The organism is Arthrobacter sp. PL16, assembly GCF_035985055.1.
GTDB lineage: Bacteria > Actinomycetota > Actinomycetes > Actinomycetales > Micrococcaceae > Arthrobacter_D > Arthrobacter_D cheniae.
On the sequence record NZ_JAXCIC010000002.1, the window covers coordinates 59,023 to 76,221 of the forward strand.

The window sequence follows — 17,199 nt, forward strand, 5'->3', positions numbered from 1 at the left end:
CCTGCACTTCCAAGGAGCACCATGCCATCCCTGACCCTGCGAGCCTCGGCGGCCGATCCCTCGACGCTGGATCCGGAGGAGACGTGGACGCGCGATCACCTGGAGTCGGTGCAGTTCGAGAGGTTGCGGGCCACGCTTCACCACGCCTACGCGAACGTACCCCTGTACAAGCGGAAGTTCGACGACGCCGGGGTGCATCCGGACGATCTCCACGGTCTCGAGGACCTGGCGAAGTTCCCCTTCACCACGAAGGAGGATCTGCGCAGCACCTATCCCTTCGGCATGTTCGCCGTGCCGCAGGATCAGATCGCCCGCATCCACGCGTCGTCGGGCACCACGGGCCAGCCGACCGTCGTCGGATACACCGCGGGCGATCTGGGACGGTGGGCGTCCCTGGTCGCCCGCTCCCTGCGGGCCTCGGGTGTGAAAGCCGGGTGGAAGGTCCACAACGCCTACGGGTACGGCCTGTTCACGGGTGGCCTGGGCGCCCATGCGGGGGCCGAGCGCCTCGGCTGCACCGTGATCCCCATCTCCGGCGGCCAGACCGAGCGGCAGGTCCAGCTCATCCGCGACTTCGAGCCGGACGCCATCCTCGCGACGCCCACCTACCTGCTGACCATCCTTGACGCCATGGCCGCCGCCGGCATCGACCCGAGGTCGACGTCGCTGAAGACTGGCGTGCTCGGCGCCGAGCCGTGGACGGAAGGGATGCGGCAGGAGCTCGAGGGACGCATGGGCTTCGACGCCTGCGACATCTACGGCTTGTCCGAGGTCATGGGTCCGGGTGTCGCGGGCGAGTGCGTGGAGTCCAAGGACGGGTCCCACGTCTGGGAGGACCACTTCAGGCCGGAGATCATCGACCCCTTCACGGAGAAGGTGCTCGACGACGGCGCAGCGGGTGAACTCGTGTTCACCTCGCTCACCAAGGAGGCCCTGCCGATCATCCGCTACCGGACGCATGACCTCACGCGGCTGCTCCCCGGTACGGCCCGTCCGGGCATGCGCAGGATGGAGCGCATCACAGGCCGCAGCGACGACATGGTGATCGTGCGCGGAGTGAACCTGTTTCCCACGCAGGTGGAGGAACTGGCGCTCGCCATCCCGGCACTGAGCCCCCACTTCCAGCTCGAACTGACCCGGCCCGAGGGCCAGCGGATGGACCAGCTCACCATCAACATCGAGGTGCGCGACGGCGTCGCTCCGGCCGACGGCGCGGCCGCCGCGAAGGAACTGCAGCACCAGATCAAGACGCACATCGGCTCCACCTGCACCGTCCGGATCGTCGAGCAGGGCTCACTCGTCCGCTCCAGCGGCAAGCTGCGTCGCATCTATGACCTCCGGCCGAAGGCCTGAGGCGGTTTCCGGACGAAGCAGGGGTGCGGTACTCGAGGAGTCTTCCTGAAGGTCCTCTGGGTGTTCCCTCGACGTCAACCTGAAGTGTGGTTGCGGTCGCGCATCACCCCTTACCCCGGGTCGCGCGGGCTGAGTACGGTCGGAGTGGACCTTTACCCAACTCCCTCCGAAGGACTCGACCAGATGAACACTGCAGAAGACGCTCAGGCCAGCCCGACGGTCAACCGCTCCAGGTCGACTGCCGGGGCGTTCCTCCTTACTGCCTTCGTGCTGTCGGGCTGTGCCACGGCCGGCGGGGACAACTGGAATTCAACAGCCGTCGGAGATGACAAGAGCGTCGGCAGGGTCGATCTCCGCAGTGTCCTCCTGGTCACCTCCGGCAAGGAACAGCCTGCGCGAGTCCTGGGCACGCTCGAGAACGACGGCGACCAGCCGATCGACATCACCATCAGCGACTCCGACGAAGACACCACCCTGACCATCCCGGCGCAGGGAAGGGTCGGGCTCGACACAGTGGAGACGGTGCTCCGGACCGCGGGGGACGCGCCTGGCGCAAGGACGGCGCTCACCGCTTCGACCAGCGAAGGGGACGTCTCCCTCCTCGTACCCGTTGTCGACGGAACCCTTGACCCCTACCGGCCCTACCTGCCGGAATAACGCTGTGCTTCAGACGGCCGGTCGGTGAGGCGCAGCCTCGCCTGTACGGAAGGTGTTGCCGATCGGGACCACCAGAGCCTCTGGCACTTCCGAGTGCGGACTGCAACACTGCTCGTGTCACCGCACCACCTGCCGAGGAGCCTCCATCATGGAACCAGCTGAGATCAACGCGGCAGTGAAAGCCGAAAGGCACCATCTGCGCGACTTCCTGGAAGGCATCGGCGAGGCCGAGTGGACCACACGGTCCCTGTGCTCGGCGTGAACCGTGCGGGAGGTAGTGGCCCACCTGACGATCCCCACCAGGGCGTCGGTCGGTTTCCTCGCGCTGGCGGCCATCAAGGCCCGCGGAAATTTCCACCGGATGGTGTCGGACACAGCGCGCGACCGGGCATCGAGATTCACGACTGCTGAACTCATCCAGCAGTTGCGTGAGAGCGCCAGGTCGTCCCGCCGGATTCCCGGCAGTGGTCCCATAGACCCGCTGATGGACCTGCTCGTACACGGCCAGGACATTGCACGCCCGCTGAAGCGCTGCCACACGGTGCACACCGACCTCGCGGTACCGGTTCTGGCCTACGTTGCAGCAAACCGGTTGCTCGGAGCTCCCCCGCGCCTCCAGGGACTCCAACTCATCGCCACCGACGCACGCTGGTCATCGGGGGAGGGACCGCAGGTGCAGGGGCGCGTGGTGGACCTGCTTCTCGTCGCAGCCGGTCGCTCGGCCGGGCTGGCCCATGTGACCGGCTCCGGCGTGGAATCCCTCCGGGGAAGATTCGGAAGCACCTGAAGGACCGGAGCCGCCGCGCGGGAACGTACATCGGCAGCCTGATGCAGCGACGGCTCGACGTCGGCACGGCTATCTGCCGCCGGTCGCGACGGCGACGATCTCCTGCATGTACGGCGCCACGACCTGCTGCGAGACCTTGCAGTCGAGCAGCAGCACGCCGTCGTCGTCGGACGCCAGCCAGTCCTTCACTCCATCGAGGTCCGCGAGTGTCCTGATGGTCCTGCCGGTGGCGCCGAGGGCAATTGCGAGCGCCGCGAAGTCCACCTCGTCGATCATCATGGGCCCGGGATGGATGCCCCGGACCGCGTACTGGTGGATCTCGGCACCGTAGGCGGCGTCATTGAAGACGACGATGACCGCCCGTCTCGCCGTCCGGATGAAGGAGTCGAGGTCGGCCAGCGCCATGAGCGCGCCGCCGTCTCCCGTACAGAGGACCACGGTCGATTCCGGCAGGGCGCGTGCGGCACCGACGGCACTCGGAAGGCCGAGGCCGATGGTCTGGTACGCCGTCCCGACCATGATCAGGCGGTTCGGCGCTGGGACGCGGAAGTAACTCGGCGCCCAGCCGATGAAGTGCCCGCCGTCCTGCACGATCGAGCGGTCCTCGGGGAGGAGCCGATCGAGGGTCCGGCACAGGCTCCGTGGATCGAGTCGCCCGTCGGGGGCTGTCAGGTCCCCGTCGTCGCGGGCGTGGTGGGCGTGAAGGGCCTCTGCTGCGGCGACGTCGCTCCATCGCTGGTCCGTCACCCGGTCCACCGTCCTGAATAGCGCTTCAGCCACCGCTCGGGCATCACCACGGAGGTAATCCGTCACCCCGGGGGCGGTGGGGCCGGTCTCCACATCGACCTGTACGACGCTGGCGGAGCTGTCGAAGGAGTGTCCGAAGCGCGTCGTGAACTGGTTGAGCCGCGCTCCCAGAACGAGGACGACATCGGCCTGCCCGATCAGGCGGGCGGTGCGCTCGGATGCCCATCCGCCCGCTATTCCGAGTCCCGCCGGGTTGTCGCCGAAGAATCCGGCCCCGAGCCCGGAGGTCGCCGTCAGGGCACCGATACGTTCAGCGAGGCCGGTCGCAGCGTCCTGCGCACCGCTGGCCCAGGCGCCGCGGCCGGCGAGGATGAGCGGCCGCGTCGCCGCGGACAGGAGGGATGCGATGCGCTCGATGTCGTCGGCATGGGGCATCGCCAGGGGACCGGCCGTCGTCGTGGGAGGCAGGTCCTCGTGGACTGCTTCCATGCCCGCCAGGTCATACGGGATGGCGAGCACCACAGCCTGCCGGTAGCGCAGCGCGTGGTCCATCGCCGCCGCCGTGACGGCGAGGGCGCGGGTGGCGGAGACGGTGAACGTGGTGGCACCGAGCCCCTTCGCCAGATGGACCTGGTCGACGTCCCAGGGGCGGGCGCCGGTGGTGGGGGCGTCGCCGACCACCAGGACGAGCGGAATCTGGGCCTGCACCGCTTCCGCCAGGGGCGTGAGTGCATTGGTGAAGCCCGCACCATAGGTCGTGGTGGCGACTGCGAGTCGCCCGCTGGCGCGAAAGTAGGCGTCCGCGGCAGCGACAGCACCCGCTTCATGCCGCACGGCTGTGTAGTGCATGGAATCGGGTAGCGCCATGACGGCGTCGAGGAAGTGGGCGTTCCCGTTGCCCATCACGCCGAATACCTCGGTGACAGCGGGTTGGAGAGCGGACACGATACGGGCGGAGACAGTGGCCATCAGGAATCTTTTCAGGACGGACGTCGGGGCAGCGGCGAGGGATGCACACGGTCACCCCGGACGTTGGTGGGTGCTTTCCGTATGTGCCTCGAGCCGCTTCGCCCTTATTGCCTCTTTTTCAGGCACGACGCCCATCGCGTCCGACGTCGTCACTATAGCCGAGCCGACGCTCGAGGATCCCGTCCGCCGTCAGCAGAGGGAGTCGCTGGTCAGCTGAAGTGCAGGTCCGGGTCCCGAGGGCGCTCCTTTTGGTCGTAGTGTTCACGTGTCACCCTCCGTCTCCGGTGGATAATGCGCAGCAGTCCTCAGTACTGTTTGAGGATGGCCACCTCCCTCAGAAACAGCCGCGCCGCCGCGCTGCCCGCCAAGCTCTCCCGATCCTGGCTGCTTGCTTCCGCTGCTTCCGAGGACAACTTCATCCCCGCCCTCACCTCCGAGGCCGATTCCGTGGTGTTCGACATGGAGGACGCCGTTCCCGCAGCAGGCAAGGGCGAGGCCCGCGAGCGCGTCGTCGAGGCGCTGTCCACGGGAATGACCGCCTGGGTCCGTGTCAACGGGATCGAGACGGAGTACTGGGCCGATGACCTGGCCGCCCTGTCGAAAGCCCCCGGCCTGCGCGGCGTCATGCTCGCCATGACCGAGAAGCCTGAGCAGGTGACCCATACCGCCATGCGCCTGCAGGCCGGTACGCCGGTCCTGGCGCTGGTCGAGTCCGCGCTGGGCATCGAGAACGCGACGGCGATCGCCAGTGCTCCCGGAACGTTCCGCCTGGCCTTCGGCGTCGGCGATTTCCGCCGGGACACCGGGGCCTCGGATGATCCGATGGCGCTCGCGTATGCGCGGTCCAAGCTCGTCGTGGCTTCGCGCGTGGGGCAGCTTCCCGGTCCGATCGACGGGCCCACCGTCGGTGCTCTGGGTGACGAACTGCTCGAGGCATGCAAGGTCACGGCATCCATGGGCATGACGGGCAAGTTGTGCCTGCTGACCGATGCGACCGACACGATCAACCGCGGCCTGTCACCGAGCGAGTCCGAGATCAGTTGGGCCACGGAGCTCCTGCGCGAACACGCCGCGGGCGCCATCGTCGGTGACGGGTCCTACCTGCCGCGGCTGGCACGCGCACAGAAGATCTCTTCGCTGGCCGACTCCTACGGGCTCTGGAACGCCTGATCTGAAACTCGCGGGCGAAAAAAGTTTCATCTCCTTGCATCCAAAGCGCCGCTCGTCCGGGTAATACCGGGTGTCAGCGAAAGTGGCCCCTGTCGGGCCCCAATGAAGGAGAGTTGTCATGCAAAGAAGCTTGTACGCCGTAGGAGCCGCCGTCATCCTGGGAGGGGTCACCCTGGCCGTCCCGGCATCTGCCGCCGAGGCGCCGACGACCGCGTCCCTGTCCGTCCTGCACGGGGTTCCCGACCTCACCGTCGACGTGTATGTCAATGGTGCTCTCACACTGGACGATTTCGCCCCGGGTGAGCTGGCAGGTCCGCTCGAGTTGCCCGCCGGAAACTACCAGCTTGCCGTGACCGCGTCCGATGCTCCTGATGCGAGCGCGGCCGTGATCGGTCCTGTCGACGTCACCCTCGCCGCGGGTGGGAACTACACCGCGACGGCGAATCTCGATGCCGGGGGTAACCCCACGGCCAACTTCTTCACGAACGACGTCTCGGCCGTCGAGGCGGGGAAGTCACGGCTCACGGTTAGGCATGTAGCCGCCGCCCCCGCCGTCGATGTCCTGGCTGGTGGCGCGGCAGTCGTCCAGAACCTGAGCAATCCGGCCGAGGCGACACTGACCACCGATGCCGGCACGGTGTCGGCAGCGGTTGCGGCGACGGGCACCACCGAGCCCGTCATCGGCCCTGCAGATCTCAACCTCGCTGAGGGAACGTCGACGATCGTCTACGCCTGGGGGAGCCTGGAGGCCGGCAACCTGGCGCTCGCCACCCAAGTGATCGAAGGACTGCATTCAGCTCCCGGTGCTGTGCCCGGTGGCCAGTCCGGACTCGCGGCGGAGGATGACAACGGAGCAGCACTCGGACTCGGAGCCTTCCTGGTCGTCCTGCTCGGCGGTGCAGTTGCCGCTTCCCGCAGGCGTGCCGTGCGGAGTTAGCACCAGCAGTTCAGTGGGGAGGAGGGCCACCCCTCCTCCCCACACCCATACCGCTCCTCCCGGAAGGATCTCGACAGTGCAACCTGGACACGCATCGGTCTCCCTGGCCGTCCTCGCCGCTCTCTTCCTCGGTGGATGTGCGCAAGGTCCTGGTTCTTTGCCCGCGGAGCAACCATCCTCAGCTGCACTCACGGCCGCGCCGGATTCTGCGGCGCCGGCCGCGCCGGATTCAGTAGGGCCGGCCGCGGCTGATCCTGTCGCGCCGGCCGCGGCGGATGCCACGCCCGAGCCGACGGTCGGTGCCTCCGCTGGTATCGCCGTGGGGCCCGTCCCGGTTCGACCGGCCGACGCCGCCTGGGAGCCACGGGACCCGTCGCCCGTGGCCTTGGACATCGCGGGTACCGACATCTCCGTGAGGGTGCTCGATGTCGGGATCGACGACAAGAACGCGATGGAGATCCCGGATAGTTTCTGGGAGGCGGGCTGGTATCGGTATGGGCCTGCCCCCGGCGCGGAGACCGGGAACGCGGTGATAGCGGCCCACGTCGACAGCCTCACGGAGGTAATGCCCTTCGCCCAGCTGAAGGACGTGAGCATCGGGACGATCGTGACGGTCGGCCTGGAGGACGGCCGCTCACTGACCTACCGGGTTTCCGATGTGCGGAACGTCCCCAAGGCCACCCTGAATGGATCGGAGATCTTCAAGCGCGACGGCGATCACCAGCTCAAGATCATCACCTGTGGGGGCGACTGGCTGCCGGAGGAGGGCGACTATGAGGATAATGTAGTGCTCACAGCCTTACCGCTCTGAGTCTTGTGGGGTAAGTGCCAAGGATCGCAGGGCGTCGGTCGAGCGTGGCACCGGCACCGGCACCCGCGCTTTAGGAGTGAAGCTTGACCCCTCCAGGCACTGAGTGGACGCGGCAGCTCGACGTGCAATTTTCAGAGGGAGACGAAGAAGCGATGGCCGCGGCATACCGGTGTTTCTCACCGCTTGTCTACACGTTGGCCTTGAGGGCGATGCAGGACCGAGCAGCGGCCGCGGACATCACCCAGGACGTCTTCGTCAGGGCCTGGCGGTTCAGGGACAGCTTCGACCCGAACTCAGGGGCGGTACCCGCATGGATCCTCGGCATCAGCAAGAATGTCATCCTCGACGGTTTGTCCGCGCGGAACACGCAACATCGACTGGTGGTGCAGACCGGGGCGAACGCCGAAGCCGGCGACACGCGGCATCAGGATGTCGACACCATCACGGACCGGGTAGTGCTCGGTACAGAGCTCGAACTGCTCGGAGAGCCCCAGAAGTCCATCCTCAGGCTGGCCTTCTACGAAGACATGACGCACCAGCAAATCGCGGCCCGGCTCGATATACCACTGGGAACCGTCAAGAGCCACATACGAAGGAGTCTCATCCACTTACGCGATCGACTGGGGACATGGAATGCGGCATCTTGACCCGGAATCCATCGGCCCTGCAGCACTGGATGAGCCCCTTGATGCATGGTCGCGGCAGCATCTCGAAAACTGCCCCGACTGCACCCGTGACCTGGAAGGACTACGGAATATCGTCGTGATCGGAAAGGACGGCCGGTCGGTGAGTCCGCTCGAGCAACCCGCACCGGCGGTGTGGGAAGCCATCAAAGCCGAGCTCGGTCTTTCGGTGGACCTGCCGTCGGCCACCCCCGAGCCCCGCGTCGCAGCCTCGGGCCGGGTCGCGCCCCCGATCCCGTTGAAGGCGAAGGGCGCCGACCGGCCGGTACGCCGATTCTCGGTCTGGGGACTTGCGGCAGCTGCGGTAGTGGGTGTTGCCATCGGAGGAGGCGTGCTGTGGGGAATCGTGTCATTGGGCGGAGGAGGCGAAGGGGTCACCCTGGCCGAGACGGAGCTGACACCCTTGCCCGGATACTCGGGGTCGGGTGAGGCGATCGTCTCGCTTGCCGAGGATGGAACGCGCAGCCTGGACGTCGCGATCACCGGAACGCAGCCGGAGGGTTACCGCGAGGTGTGGCTCATTGCCCCGGACCTCCAGGAGATGTACAGCATCGGCCTGATGGACGGTGACAGCGGCCGCTTCGCCGTACCCGCTGATATCGACCTCGCGCAGTTTCCGATCGTAGATATCTCTGACGAACCATTCGACGGCAACCCCGCGCACTCGAGCGTCAGCATGATCAGGGGGACCGTCGAGCTTCCCAGCAGCTGACATTCGTCGAATTCCGTGCGGATGAGCTTCCGCAGCACCCGGGCGAGTAATGACCCGGTCTGACGGTGCGCAGCTGCGGTGCTGAGGGTGCGTACGGCTAGTGGGCGAGGGCTCGCTGCTCGGAGCCGCTGAGCCGGGAAGTGCCGCCGCAGTTCGTGCAGACCTGCAGCCGGGTCCTCTTCAGGGTCAGGAGCGGAATGAAGAACACGGACAGTTTGGTCTTCCGCAGGATCACCTGTTGCGGAGCGTGCAGTCCGCAGTAATGGCAGGTTGCTGATCGGGTGAACTGAAGGTTCTCACGCGTGGTGAGGCCGAAGAGGAAGAACATGTCCCAACCGTAGCGAATCAGCCGTCGCGGACGAACCTGCGAAGCCTGTATCCCGGACCGCTTGCGTTTCAGGGTGCATGATGCGATATCGAGGGCGCTCGGTGTGTGTCTAGCGTCGGCGGTATTGGTTGATGATGGGGCAGTCGAAGGGGTCGCGTGCGGCGAGTCCGACGCGGTTGAGGTAGGTGATGACGGCGCTGTAGGAGGCTTTGACGCCGACTTCGGTGTAGGGGACGCGGAGGCGTTCGCAGTGTTCGCGGACGATGATCGCGGCCCGGCGTAGGTGTGGGCGGGGCATGTCGGGGAAGAGGTGGTGTTCGATCTGGAAGTTCAGGCCGCCGAAGGCGTTGTTGATGAACGTGCCGCCGCGGATGTTGCGGGAGGTGAGGACCTGTTTCTGGAAGAAGTCCAGGGTGCTGTCCTTGGGGATCAGGGGCATGCCCTTGTGGTTGGGGGCGAAGCTGGCGCCCATGTATACCCCGAACACGGCCAGCTGCACGCCGAGGAACGCGAACGCCAGGCCGACGGGCAGGAACCAGAACAGGATGCCCAGATAGGCGCCGAAGCGTGCGCCCAGGAGGGCGAGTTCGATCCAGCGTCCTTTGATGGTGCGGCGGGTGAAGAGGGTGCTGATGGAGCGGGCGTGGAGGTTGATGCCTTCGAGGGTGAGCAGGGGGAAGAAGAGGTAGCCCTGGCGGCGGGTGATCCAGGCGTGGAGGCCGCGGGCTTTGGCGGCGTCTTCTTCGAGGAAGCTGATGGTGTCGAGTTCGATGTCGGGGTCTTTGCCGCGGGTGTTGGGGTCGTTGTGGTGGCGGGTGTGTTTGTCCATCCACCAGGCGTAGCTGATGCCGACGATGCCGGCGGCGAGGATGCGTCCGGACCAGTCGTTGGCGGTGCGGGTGTGGAAGATCTGGCGGTGGGAGGCTTCGTGGGCGAGGAACGCGACCTGGGTGAGGGCGATGCCGAGGACGGCTGCGATGAGGAGTTGGTACCAGGTGTCGCCCAGGAGGGCGAAGCCGGTCCACGCGGCGCCCATGGTCAGGGCCAGGAGGGCGAACACGCCGATGTAGAAGCGGCGGCGCCGGTTCAGGAGGCCTTCCTTGCGGACCTGCTTCAGCAGCACCGAGTAGGAGGCGACGACGTCGTTCGGCCTGGAAATACGGACGGTACGCGCAGCTGCGGCAATGCTCATGAATGTCCCTGGGGGTCGCGGTCGGCTTCCCAGCCAGGGGTGGGGTGCTAGCCCGTAGATGGTTTCATTCTACGGGAGCCCGCTGGACGAAACCTGATCGCCGATCCTTGGACACGAGAGGTGTGCGGGCAGGTGTTCAGGGGTGCTGTGCCGGGTTGCCGTCGTCGTAGTGTCCCGGCCATTCCCCGACCGGTATCCGCGTGATCTCGCGGATCCGCCCCGCAGTCCCCCACTCGTTCCTGCCGAGCCGTGACAGTGGTCGGAGCGCGTCGATGGAGGGGAGGCCGCCGTCGAGAGTTTCCTCGGACACCACCGCGTGCAGCACTTCCCCGAAAACGAGCGTGCAATTCCCCATGTCCTGGATGAGGTGGAGCCGGCATTCGAGGGCCACGGGTGATTCCAGGACGCGGGGCGGCGTGACCGTTGCGCTGGGCTCCCGGGTGAGGCCTACGGCGTCGAACTCGCTGACGTTCGGCGGGAAGTCGGTGCCGGTCGCGTTGACGGCTTCGAAGAGGTCCTCCGGCGTGAAGCTGACCACGAACTCGCCGGTGGCCTCGATGTTGCGGACCGAATCCTTGCGGCCTACCGAGGTGAACTGCACAATCGGCGGGTTGACCGATGCGATGGTGAAGAACGAGTGCGGGGCGAGGTTGTCCACGCCGTCCACCGACGTCGAGGAGATCCAGGCGATGGGCCTCGGGACCACTACGGACGTGAGGAACTTGTAGAAGGCGCGGCTCGAGTGCGGATCAGGTACGACGTCCCTGCGCATGGCGGCGGCCTAGCCTTCCTGCGCGAGCAGGTCGCGCAGCCCGAGTGGGCGGCGGCCGGTGAGGCGCTCGACGTCGTGCGAGACGTCCGCCATCTCGCCGCGTGCGATCGCCGTGTAGGTGCTGACCCAGGCCTCGACCAGCCAGCGCGGTGCGCCGTGGTGCGCCCGGGACTCCATGGCCGCCTCGTAGGTCTGGTCCTCGAAGCGGATCGTTGCGGGGGTGAGCTCGGTGATGGTCGCGGCCGCCTCGGCGAGGGTGAAGGCCTCCGGTCCGGTCAGGTGGTACGCCGTCCCCGCGTGGTCGTCGGGTGAGCGCAGCACGGCGGCGGCGGACCGGGCGACGTCGGCCTGCGCGACGGCGGAGAGCCGGCCTTCTCCGGCGGGGCCGCGGATGACGCCGTCCTCCGCGAGGGCGGGAACGAAGTCGAGGTACAGGTTGTCCCGGAGGAAGGTCCAGCTCATGCCGGATCGGCGGATGTGCTCCTCGGTGTACCAGTGGTCGCGGCCGAGGAGGAATGCGGCATCCGGTGCTGCCCCGAGGAACGAGGTGTAGACGATGTGCCGCACGCCCGCCTCCGCGGCCGCGTCAATGAAGGTGCGGTGCGTCGCCACGCGGTCGGCCTCCTCCGCGGCCGACACCATGAAGAGGGTGTCGACGCCGGCGAGGGCATCCACCGAGGAGTCGAAATCCGCATAGGTGGTCTGCCGCACCACGGACTCCGGGAGGTGCTGGGCGCGGTCGGGCGAACGGACCGGCAGCACCAGGGGGAATCCCTCGCCCGCGAGCATCCGGGCGACGCCGCCGCCTATCGTGCCGGTCGATCCCGTGACTGCGATGCGCTGCTCCATGTCGATGTCAGCCGTGGCGGGCCGCATATTATTTCCGCACTTCCTGGGCGGCGACCTCGGCATCGCCCTGCTGGACCGCGACTAGACTGGTCGGACTATGGATTCCATGCGCAAGCTCCGCACCCCGATCATCTGGCTCGTCATCGTCGCCCTGGTCCTGAGCGTCGGCGCCGGTCTGTTCTCAGCGGTGTTCTGACCGTTCTCCCCCGCTGAGGGTTCCCCTCCGCGCTGATCCGGCCGGGCTCAGCGTAGCCATGCGAGCTGGGTCGCGCCATCCCTTCCCGGCCCTCGAACCTGCTTGTAGGGGTAACCCCGCCCGCCTAGGGTAGTAAGCAGGCTTAGCTTGGTCGCTGGGCCGACCGCCCTTCTCGGCGCCACTGCGGCGCGGGACTCGCCTTCTGCACAGGGAGCACACGTATGACCTCGGAGAGCACGACAGGAACGACCGACCAGTACACCTTCCAGAACCCCGTGACGAGGTTCGAGAGCATCACGCCACCGGCCGACCAGACGCCCGAGCCCGGGCTCGAGGCCGACATGGAGATCAAGGCGGACCGCGGTGAGACCTCGTACCGGGGGACCGGACGCCTCGTGGGACGCAAGGCCCTCATCACCGGCGCGGACTCCGGCATCGGTGCAGCCGTCGCCATCGCCTACGCCCGGGAGGGGGCCGACGTCGCCCTGTCCTACCTCCCGGAAGAGGAGGAGGACGCGCAGGTGATCAAGGGGATCATCGAGGCCGAGGGCCGCACGGCCGTCTGCATCCCGGGTGACCTGAAGGACCCCGCCTACTGCATCTCGCTGGTCCAGCAGGCAGCACAGGGCCTCGATGGCCTGGACATCCTCGTGAACAACGCCGGGAAGCAGGTGGCCGTCGAATCCCTCGAGGACCTGAGCGACGAGCAGCTGGACCACACGTACAAGACGAACATCTACTCGTTCTTCCGCGTGACGAAGGAAGCGCTCAAGCACCTCAAGCCCGGATCCGCGATCATCAATTCGACCTCCATCCAGGCATACGAGCCGTCACCGACCCTCGTGGACTACGCGAGCACCAAGGCCGCGATCAACAACTTCACCAAGGGCCTCGCGCAGCAGCTTGCTCCGAAAGGTATCCGGGTCAACGCCGTGGCTCCGGGTCCCATCTGGACTCCGCTGCAGCCCTCCGGTGGCCAACCCGCGGAGGCATTGCCCGAGTTCGGGAAGGACACCCCCTTGGGACGGGCGGGTCAGCCGACCGAGCTCGCACCCGCCTATGTCTTCCTGGCGTCGTCCGAGGCGAGCTACGTCCTTGGCGAGACGCTGAACGTCAACGGCGGAATGCCCTCGCCCTGAGACCTCCTGTCGACACAACAACCCCGGACTCTTCCGAGTCCGGGGTTGTTCTGTAGAACAGGGCTGTTCTGGCCGGGCCTGCGCATGAAGCGGGCTACCAGGGGCTCCTCACGCTGGGTTCAGGCGGTCTCTTCGAGGGCATCGAAATCGGTGCGGTCGATCTTCCGGTGGTATCGCATGCCGGCGAGACCGCCGAGGATCGCGCCGACGAGGGCGATGGCGGCCACGATGAGGAGTCCTATCAGGCCGGGGCCCGTGAGGTCCTGCGCGGAGGGGACGCCGAGGCCCTGGAAGCGCTCGGTCACATTGGCCTGGTTGCCGACGATGAGGCCGATGATGGCGAGCACCACGGCAATGATGACAGCCCACAGCCATACGGCCACACCCTGCTTCACACCGCTGAAGCGCGCCATCCGTCCGGCGACGTAACCACCGGCGTAGTAGGAGAGCAGCAGGATGATGCCGAGCACGACGGCCGCGGTGATGCCCATGCTCTGCGCCTCACCGGAACCGTTGGTCAGGTCCGACGCCGAGAGGTTTGCGCCGTAACCGAAGATCCCGGCGACAGCCCCGACGAGGGTTGAGAGCAGGACGAACATACCGGTGGCAGTCAGCCAGCCGAAGAAGGCGGAGCCGAACTTCATGCCACCGAAGTGTTCCTTCTCGCGCTGGTGGATGAGCTTGCGGTCCTCGAGGCTCGGCAGACCCGAGCCGGTGCCGGCTCCGGCAGCAGCTGCTCGTGGGTACTGGCGGTCACGGTCCGCGTCGCGGGGCTCATCTCGGGACTTCGACGCCGTGACGGGCACCACCTGGGTGTGTGCCTGGGTCTTCGGCGCATCGCGGTGGGCTGCTGTGTCACGCGAGGCGGAGACGGGTGTAGGCCTCGTGTGCTCACGGGTGGGGGTGTCCGTGGTGGTCCTGTCACCCGACGACGGATCCGAATACATGCCCGGGACGTACTCACCACTGGTGTCGTCGTCCGAAGAGTACCCGCCGGGCACGTAGTCGCCCGCGCCGTCGTCGTTCGCTGAGGCGCGGGATGAACCCGCGGGGCGATCCGGGCCTGCGCCACTGTCCGCACGGCCGGCGCTGGTGGCTCCTGCGCCGGAGCGACCTGTGTCCATCAGTTCTGTGGGGCTGTCCTCGTGCCGCGGGCCGTTGTCCGCGCCGCGGCGCTCGTCGTCCCTGTTCCCTGTTCCTGGTGTGCTCACTGGTCCTCCTGATTTCAGGGCCCTCGGGCTCGCTAAGTTGGCTTAGTATTCTCCCAGTATTCCATGGTGTGACGCGTCGGTACCGCTCCACAGCGTCGCGTCGCGCAAGGCAGTGCAAGACTTGACCCATGGATCTACAGGTCTTCATGACAGTGGTGTGCGGTGCGCTCATCGCAGTCGGTATCGCAGGAGTTGTGGTACCGATCCTTCCGGGGAGCATCCTCATAATCGTGTCGCTGCTCACCTGGGCCCTGACCGTGGCGAGTACGGAAGGATGGGTCGTCTTCGCGATCGGCACCGTCCTGGCGGGAGCGGGCCTCGGCGCAGGGGTGGTCCTCACCGGGCGGACGCTCAAGCAGCGCCGCATCCCCGGCCGGTCGGTGACCATCGGCGTACTGCTGGGTGTCATCGGGATGTTCGTGATCCCGGTCGTGGGGCTCTTCGTCGGTTTCGCCCTCGGGCTGTTCGCGAGCGAGTACGCGCGGCAGCGGGACGCCCGTGCGGCCGTCACTTCGAGCCTTCACGCCCTGAAGGCGACGGGCCTCGGTATCCTCGCGGAGCTCGCCCTCGCCTGCCTTGCCGGGACCACGTGGGTCATCGGCGTGTGGGTCTACTTCGCCACGGCCTGACAGGTCCTGCACGCCGCGCGAACCGGTGCGGTGCCGTGCGTCCGTCCGGTTCCCCGCCCCCGCCGCATGCCGGGGTCCTCAGGACTTGCCGGAGATGGACAGCGCGGCGACGATCAGCGCCAGGTGGCTCAGGCCCTGCGGGACATTGCCCATGAACGAGTTGTCGGAGGGCTCGATCATCTCGGACATGATCCCGACGTCGTTCGCGAGGGGCAGGAGCTCCTCCATCAGGTCCACCGCTTCGTCGCGCCTGCCGACGCTGACGAGTGCCGACACCATCCAGTAGGCGCAGGCGACGAACGTAGCTTCTTCCTCCTGCATGCCGCTGTAGCGGTACAGCAGGGGGCCGGCGCCGAGCTCGTCCCGCAGCGCGTCGATGGTGGAGGACATCCGCGGGCCGGTGTCGAACCCGCTCATGGCGTGCAGGAGGATCGAGGCGTCGAGGTCGGTGGAGCCCGGGTACCAGACATAGCTCTGGCGCTCCTCCGACCAGCCGTTCTCGTGGACCCAGTCGTTGATGCGATCGCGCTCTGCGGCCCACCGCTCCACCGGGCCCTGCAGCTGTCCGTGCTCCGAGAGGAGCACCGCGCATCGGAGTGCGTTCCAGCAGCCGAGCTTCGACGTGATGTAGTGGCGTTCCTCCGGCAGTTCCCACATGCCGGCGTCGCGCCGCCGCCAGATGTCGCAGGTCAGGTCCGCGAGGTCCGCGAGTTGCCGCATCGTCGCCGGATCCAGGACGTGTCCCGCCTGCACGTACTGCCACACGATGTCGAACACGTCCCCGAAGACGCCCAGCTGCAGCTGCCCGGCGGCGGGGTTGCCATCCACGACCGGACCGATGTTCCGCCACCCCGTCAGGTCCGGCCTGTGCGTGCCCTCGGGTATATCGCCGTTCAGCCGTGTGAACACCTCGAGGTCGGCGCCCTGCGAGCGAAGGTTCTTGAGCATCCACGACACAGCGGCATGGACTTCTTCGCGGAGTCCGGCGCGGGTGAGGGAGTGCAGCGTGTACGCGGTGTCGCGCACCCACGCGTAGCGGTAATCCCAGTTCTTCCCGCCCTCAGCGCTTTCCGGGAGGGAGGTTGTCGCAGCGGCGGCGATGGACCCGGACGGGCTGTGCAGCAGCAGCTTCAGGGTGAGGGCACTGCGGAGGACGGCGTGGCGGTAGTCGCCGTCGTAGGCGAAGTTGTCCGACCACGTCTGCCAGTTGAGGATGGTTCGGTCCATGCCGTCGTCGATGGTCTGTGGGTCCGGCAGGGGGAGCGGCTCGCCATGCGTGGAGACGACGGCGACGAGGTGGCGGGAACCTTCCGAGGTGGTGAAGGCGCCTTCCACGGACCGGCCCTCCGGTGCCTTCAGGCCGTGATTGATACCCCGGATGCCCAGTCCGACGGCGTCGATCCGCAGCACCGGATCCTCCGAGCCCCTGTCGAGCCACGGCGAGGCCGTGCCGAAACAGGTGCCGGGAGCGACGGACCAGGCCATGTCCACGGTTCCGGTGAGCCCGTCGATGCGCCGTGCCAGCTCACCCCAGGGCAACCTCCCGGCGACACCGGTGTTGAGCGAGTCGGTGACGCGAGCTGTCCCGGAGGACGTGGTGTACAGGGTCTCGAGGACGTTCGAACCGTCCGCGTACCGCCGTTCCACGGAGAACTCCTCCGTTGGAGCCAGGGCCATGAAGCCCTCGTTCGCATCGAGGAGGCGGGCAAAGGCCGGCGTCGAGTCGAGATCCGGAGTGGGATACCAGTCGATCGAACCATCCAGTGCCACCAGGGCGACCGTCCGGCCGTCTCCGATCGCCGCGTACGAGCGGATATCGGCGAAGCCGTCCTCGTCTCGCAGTGCGATGATCAATCCTCTCCCGCGCCCGGCGCCACCCTGGAGCGCCTACTTGCCGTTGTAGCGCATCTTGTTGGCTCGAGGCGCCTGGGCTGCGCCACGCTTGCTCATGACGCGGGAGACGATGACGGGCACCAGGGCCAAGAGGATCCTTTTCAGCATGATGAACTCCTTGAGGTCGGGGACCGGACTGTCGCCGCCGGCCGCATTCATCATCC

19 protein-coding genes are annotated in these 17,199 nt (G+C 67.1%); 11 read left to right on the forward strand and 8 right to left on the reverse strand.

Features of this window, described 5'->3' with window-relative positions; all coding sequences use genetic code 11:
• The first annotated feature begins 21 nt into the window (after positions 1 to 21).
• The 3 genes from paaK to RCH21_RS03915 all read left to right on the forward strand — a co-directional run bounded on the left by paaK (position 22) and on the right by RCH21_RS03915 (position 2,797).
• Entirely contained in the window at positions 22 to 1,353 is a 1,332-nt protein-coding gene (gene paaK, locus RCH21_RS03905) for a phenylacetate--CoA ligase PaaK (protein ID WP_326963278.1), read from the forward strand.
• 183 nt (positions 1,354 to 1,536) lie between these two features.
• Complete coding sequence (locus RCH21_RS03910; protein WP_326963279.1) at positions 1,537 to 2,010, forward strand: hypothetical protein; 474 nt, start codon at positions 1,537 to 1,539, stop codon at positions 2,008 to 2,010.
• Between the two features lie 265 nt (positions 2,011 to 2,275).
• Entirely contained in the window at positions 2,276 to 2,797 is a 522-nt protein-coding gene (locus RCH21_RS03915) for a maleylpyruvate isomerase family mycothiol-dependent enzyme (RefSeq protein WP_326963280.1), read from the forward strand.
• A 69-nt stretch (positions 2,798 to 2,866) separates the two neighbouring features.
• On the opposite strand, the gene RCH21_RS03920 is transcribed toward RCH21_RS03915, so the two are convergent.
• Positions 2,867 to 4,513 (reverse strand): thiamine pyrophosphate-binding protein, encoded by a 1,647-nt coding sequence (locus RCH21_RS03920; protein WP_326963281.1) that lies wholly within the window; start codon positions 4,511 to 4,513, stop codon positions 2,867 to 2,869.
• Between the two features lie 70 nt (positions 4,514 to 4,583).
• Between RCH21_RS03920 and RCH21_RS03925 the strand changes: the two genes are divergently transcribed.
• The 6 genes from RCH21_RS03925 to RCH21_RS03950 all read left to right on the forward strand — a co-directional run bounded on the left by RCH21_RS03925 (position 4,584) and on the right by RCH21_RS03950 (position 8,826).
• The gene (locus RCH21_RS03925) at positions 4,584 to 4,730 is read left to right on the forward strand and encodes a hypothetical protein (protein ID WP_326963282.1); all 147 of its coding nucleotides are present in this window, start codon (positions 4,584 to 4,586) and stop codon (positions 4,728 to 4,730) included.
• 104 nt (positions 4,731 to 4,834) lie between these two features.
• Positions 4,835 to 5,683: an HpcH/HpaI aldolase/citrate lyase family protein gene (locus RCH21_RS03930; RefSeq protein WP_120150158.1), complete on the forward strand. Its 849-nt coding sequence runs from the start codon at positions 4,835 to 4,837 to the stop codon at positions 5,681 to 5,683.
• 118 nt (positions 5,684 to 5,801) lie between these two features.
• On the forward strand, positions 5,802 to 6,620 hold the full coding sequence (locus RCH21_RS03935; protein ID WP_326963283.1) for a DUF4397 domain-containing protein: 819 nt from the start codon (positions 5,802 to 5,804) through the stop codon (positions 6,618 to 6,620).
• A gap of 76 nt (positions 6,621 to 6,696) precedes the next feature.
• A complete protein-coding gene (locus RCH21_RS03940) occupies positions 6,697 to 7,431 on the forward strand; it encodes a class F sortase (RefSeq protein WP_326963284.1) in 735 nt (244 codons plus the stop codon).
• Positions 7,432 to 7,583: 152 nt separating this feature from the next.
• Positions 7,584 to 8,078 (forward strand): RNA polymerase sigma factor, encoded by a 495-nt coding sequence (locus tag RCH21_RS03945; RefSeq protein WP_442784678.1) that lies wholly within the window; start codon positions 7,584 to 7,586, stop codon positions 8,076 to 8,078.
• A 115-nt stretch (positions 8,079 to 8,193) separates the two neighbouring features.
• Complete coding sequence (locus RCH21_RS03950; protein ID WP_326963285.1) at positions 8,194 to 8,826, forward strand: anti-sigma factor; 633 nt, start codon at positions 8,194 to 8,196, stop codon at positions 8,824 to 8,826.
• Positions 8,827 to 8,923: 97 nt separating this feature from the next.
• On the opposite strand, the gene RCH21_RS03955 is transcribed toward RCH21_RS03950, so the two are convergent.
• The 4 genes from RCH21_RS03955 to RCH21_RS03970 all read right to left on the reverse strand — a co-directional run bounded on the left by RCH21_RS03955 (position 8,924) and on the right by RCH21_RS03970 (position 11,994).
• Positions 8,924 to 9,154 (reverse strand): zinc-ribbon domain-containing protein, encoded by a 231-nt coding sequence (locus RCH21_RS03955; RefSeq protein WP_120150154.1) that lies wholly within the window; start codon positions 9,152 to 9,154, stop codon positions 8,924 to 8,926.
• Between the two features lie 109 nt (positions 9,155 to 9,263).
• On the reverse strand, positions 9,264 to 10,346 hold the full coding sequence (locus RCH21_RS03960; protein WP_326963286.1) for a fatty acid desaturase family protein: 1,083 nt from the start codon (positions 10,344 to 10,346) through the stop codon (positions 9,264 to 9,266).
• A 136-nt stretch (positions 10,347 to 10,482) separates the two neighbouring features.
• Positions 10,483 to 11,118 (reverse strand): flavin reductase family protein, encoded by a 636-nt coding sequence (locus tag RCH21_RS03965; protein ID WP_326963287.1) that lies wholly within the window; start codon positions 11,116 to 11,118, stop codon positions 10,483 to 10,485.
• Positions 11,119 to 11,127: 9 nt separating this feature from the next.
• The gene (locus tag RCH21_RS03970) at positions 11,128 to 11,994 is read right to left on the reverse strand and encodes an SDR family oxidoreductase (protein ID WP_326963288.1); all 867 of its coding nucleotides are present in this window, start codon (positions 11,992 to 11,994) and stop codon (positions 11,128 to 11,130) included.
• Between the two features lie 390 nt (positions 11,995 to 12,384).
• On the opposite strand from RCH21_RS03970, the gene RCH21_RS03975 reads away from it, so the two are divergent.
• Entirely contained in the window at positions 12,385 to 13,302 is a 918-nt protein-coding gene (locus RCH21_RS03975) for an SDR family oxidoreductase (RefSeq protein WP_326963289.1), read from the forward strand.
• A 119-nt stretch (positions 13,303 to 13,421) separates the two neighbouring features.
• Here the strand turns inward: RCH21_RS03975 and RCH21_RS03980 are convergent, their stop codons facing one another.
• Positions 13,422 to 14,513, reverse strand: a complete 1,092-nt coding sequence (locus RCH21_RS03980) for a Yip1 family protein (RefSeq protein WP_326963290.1) — start codon at positions 14,511 to 14,513, stop codon at positions 13,422 to 13,424.
• Between the two features lie 128 nt (positions 14,514 to 14,641).
• Between RCH21_RS03980 and RCH21_RS03985 the strand changes: the two genes are divergently transcribed.
• On the forward strand, positions 14,642 to 15,142 hold the full coding sequence (locus tag RCH21_RS03985) for a DUF456 domain-containing protein (protein ID WP_326963291.1): 501 nt from the start codon (positions 14,642 to 14,644) through the stop codon (positions 15,140 to 15,142).
• A 78-nt stretch (positions 15,143 to 15,220) separates the two neighbouring features.
• On the opposite strand, the gene RCH21_RS03990 is transcribed toward RCH21_RS03985, so the two are convergent.
• Positions 15,221 to 16,993 (reverse strand): glycoside hydrolase family 15 protein, encoded by a 1,773-nt coding sequence (locus RCH21_RS03990; protein WP_442784679.1) that lies wholly within the window; start codon positions 16,991 to 16,993, stop codon positions 15,221 to 15,223.
• Between the two features lie 36 nt (positions 16,994 to 17,029).
• Positions 17,030 to 17,197 (reverse strand): hypothetical protein, encoded by a 168-nt coding sequence (locus tag RCH21_RS03995; protein ID WP_182976853.1) that lies wholly within the window; start codon positions 17,195 to 17,197, stop codon positions 17,030 to 17,032.
• Positions 17,198 to 17,199 lie beyond the last annotated feature (2 nt).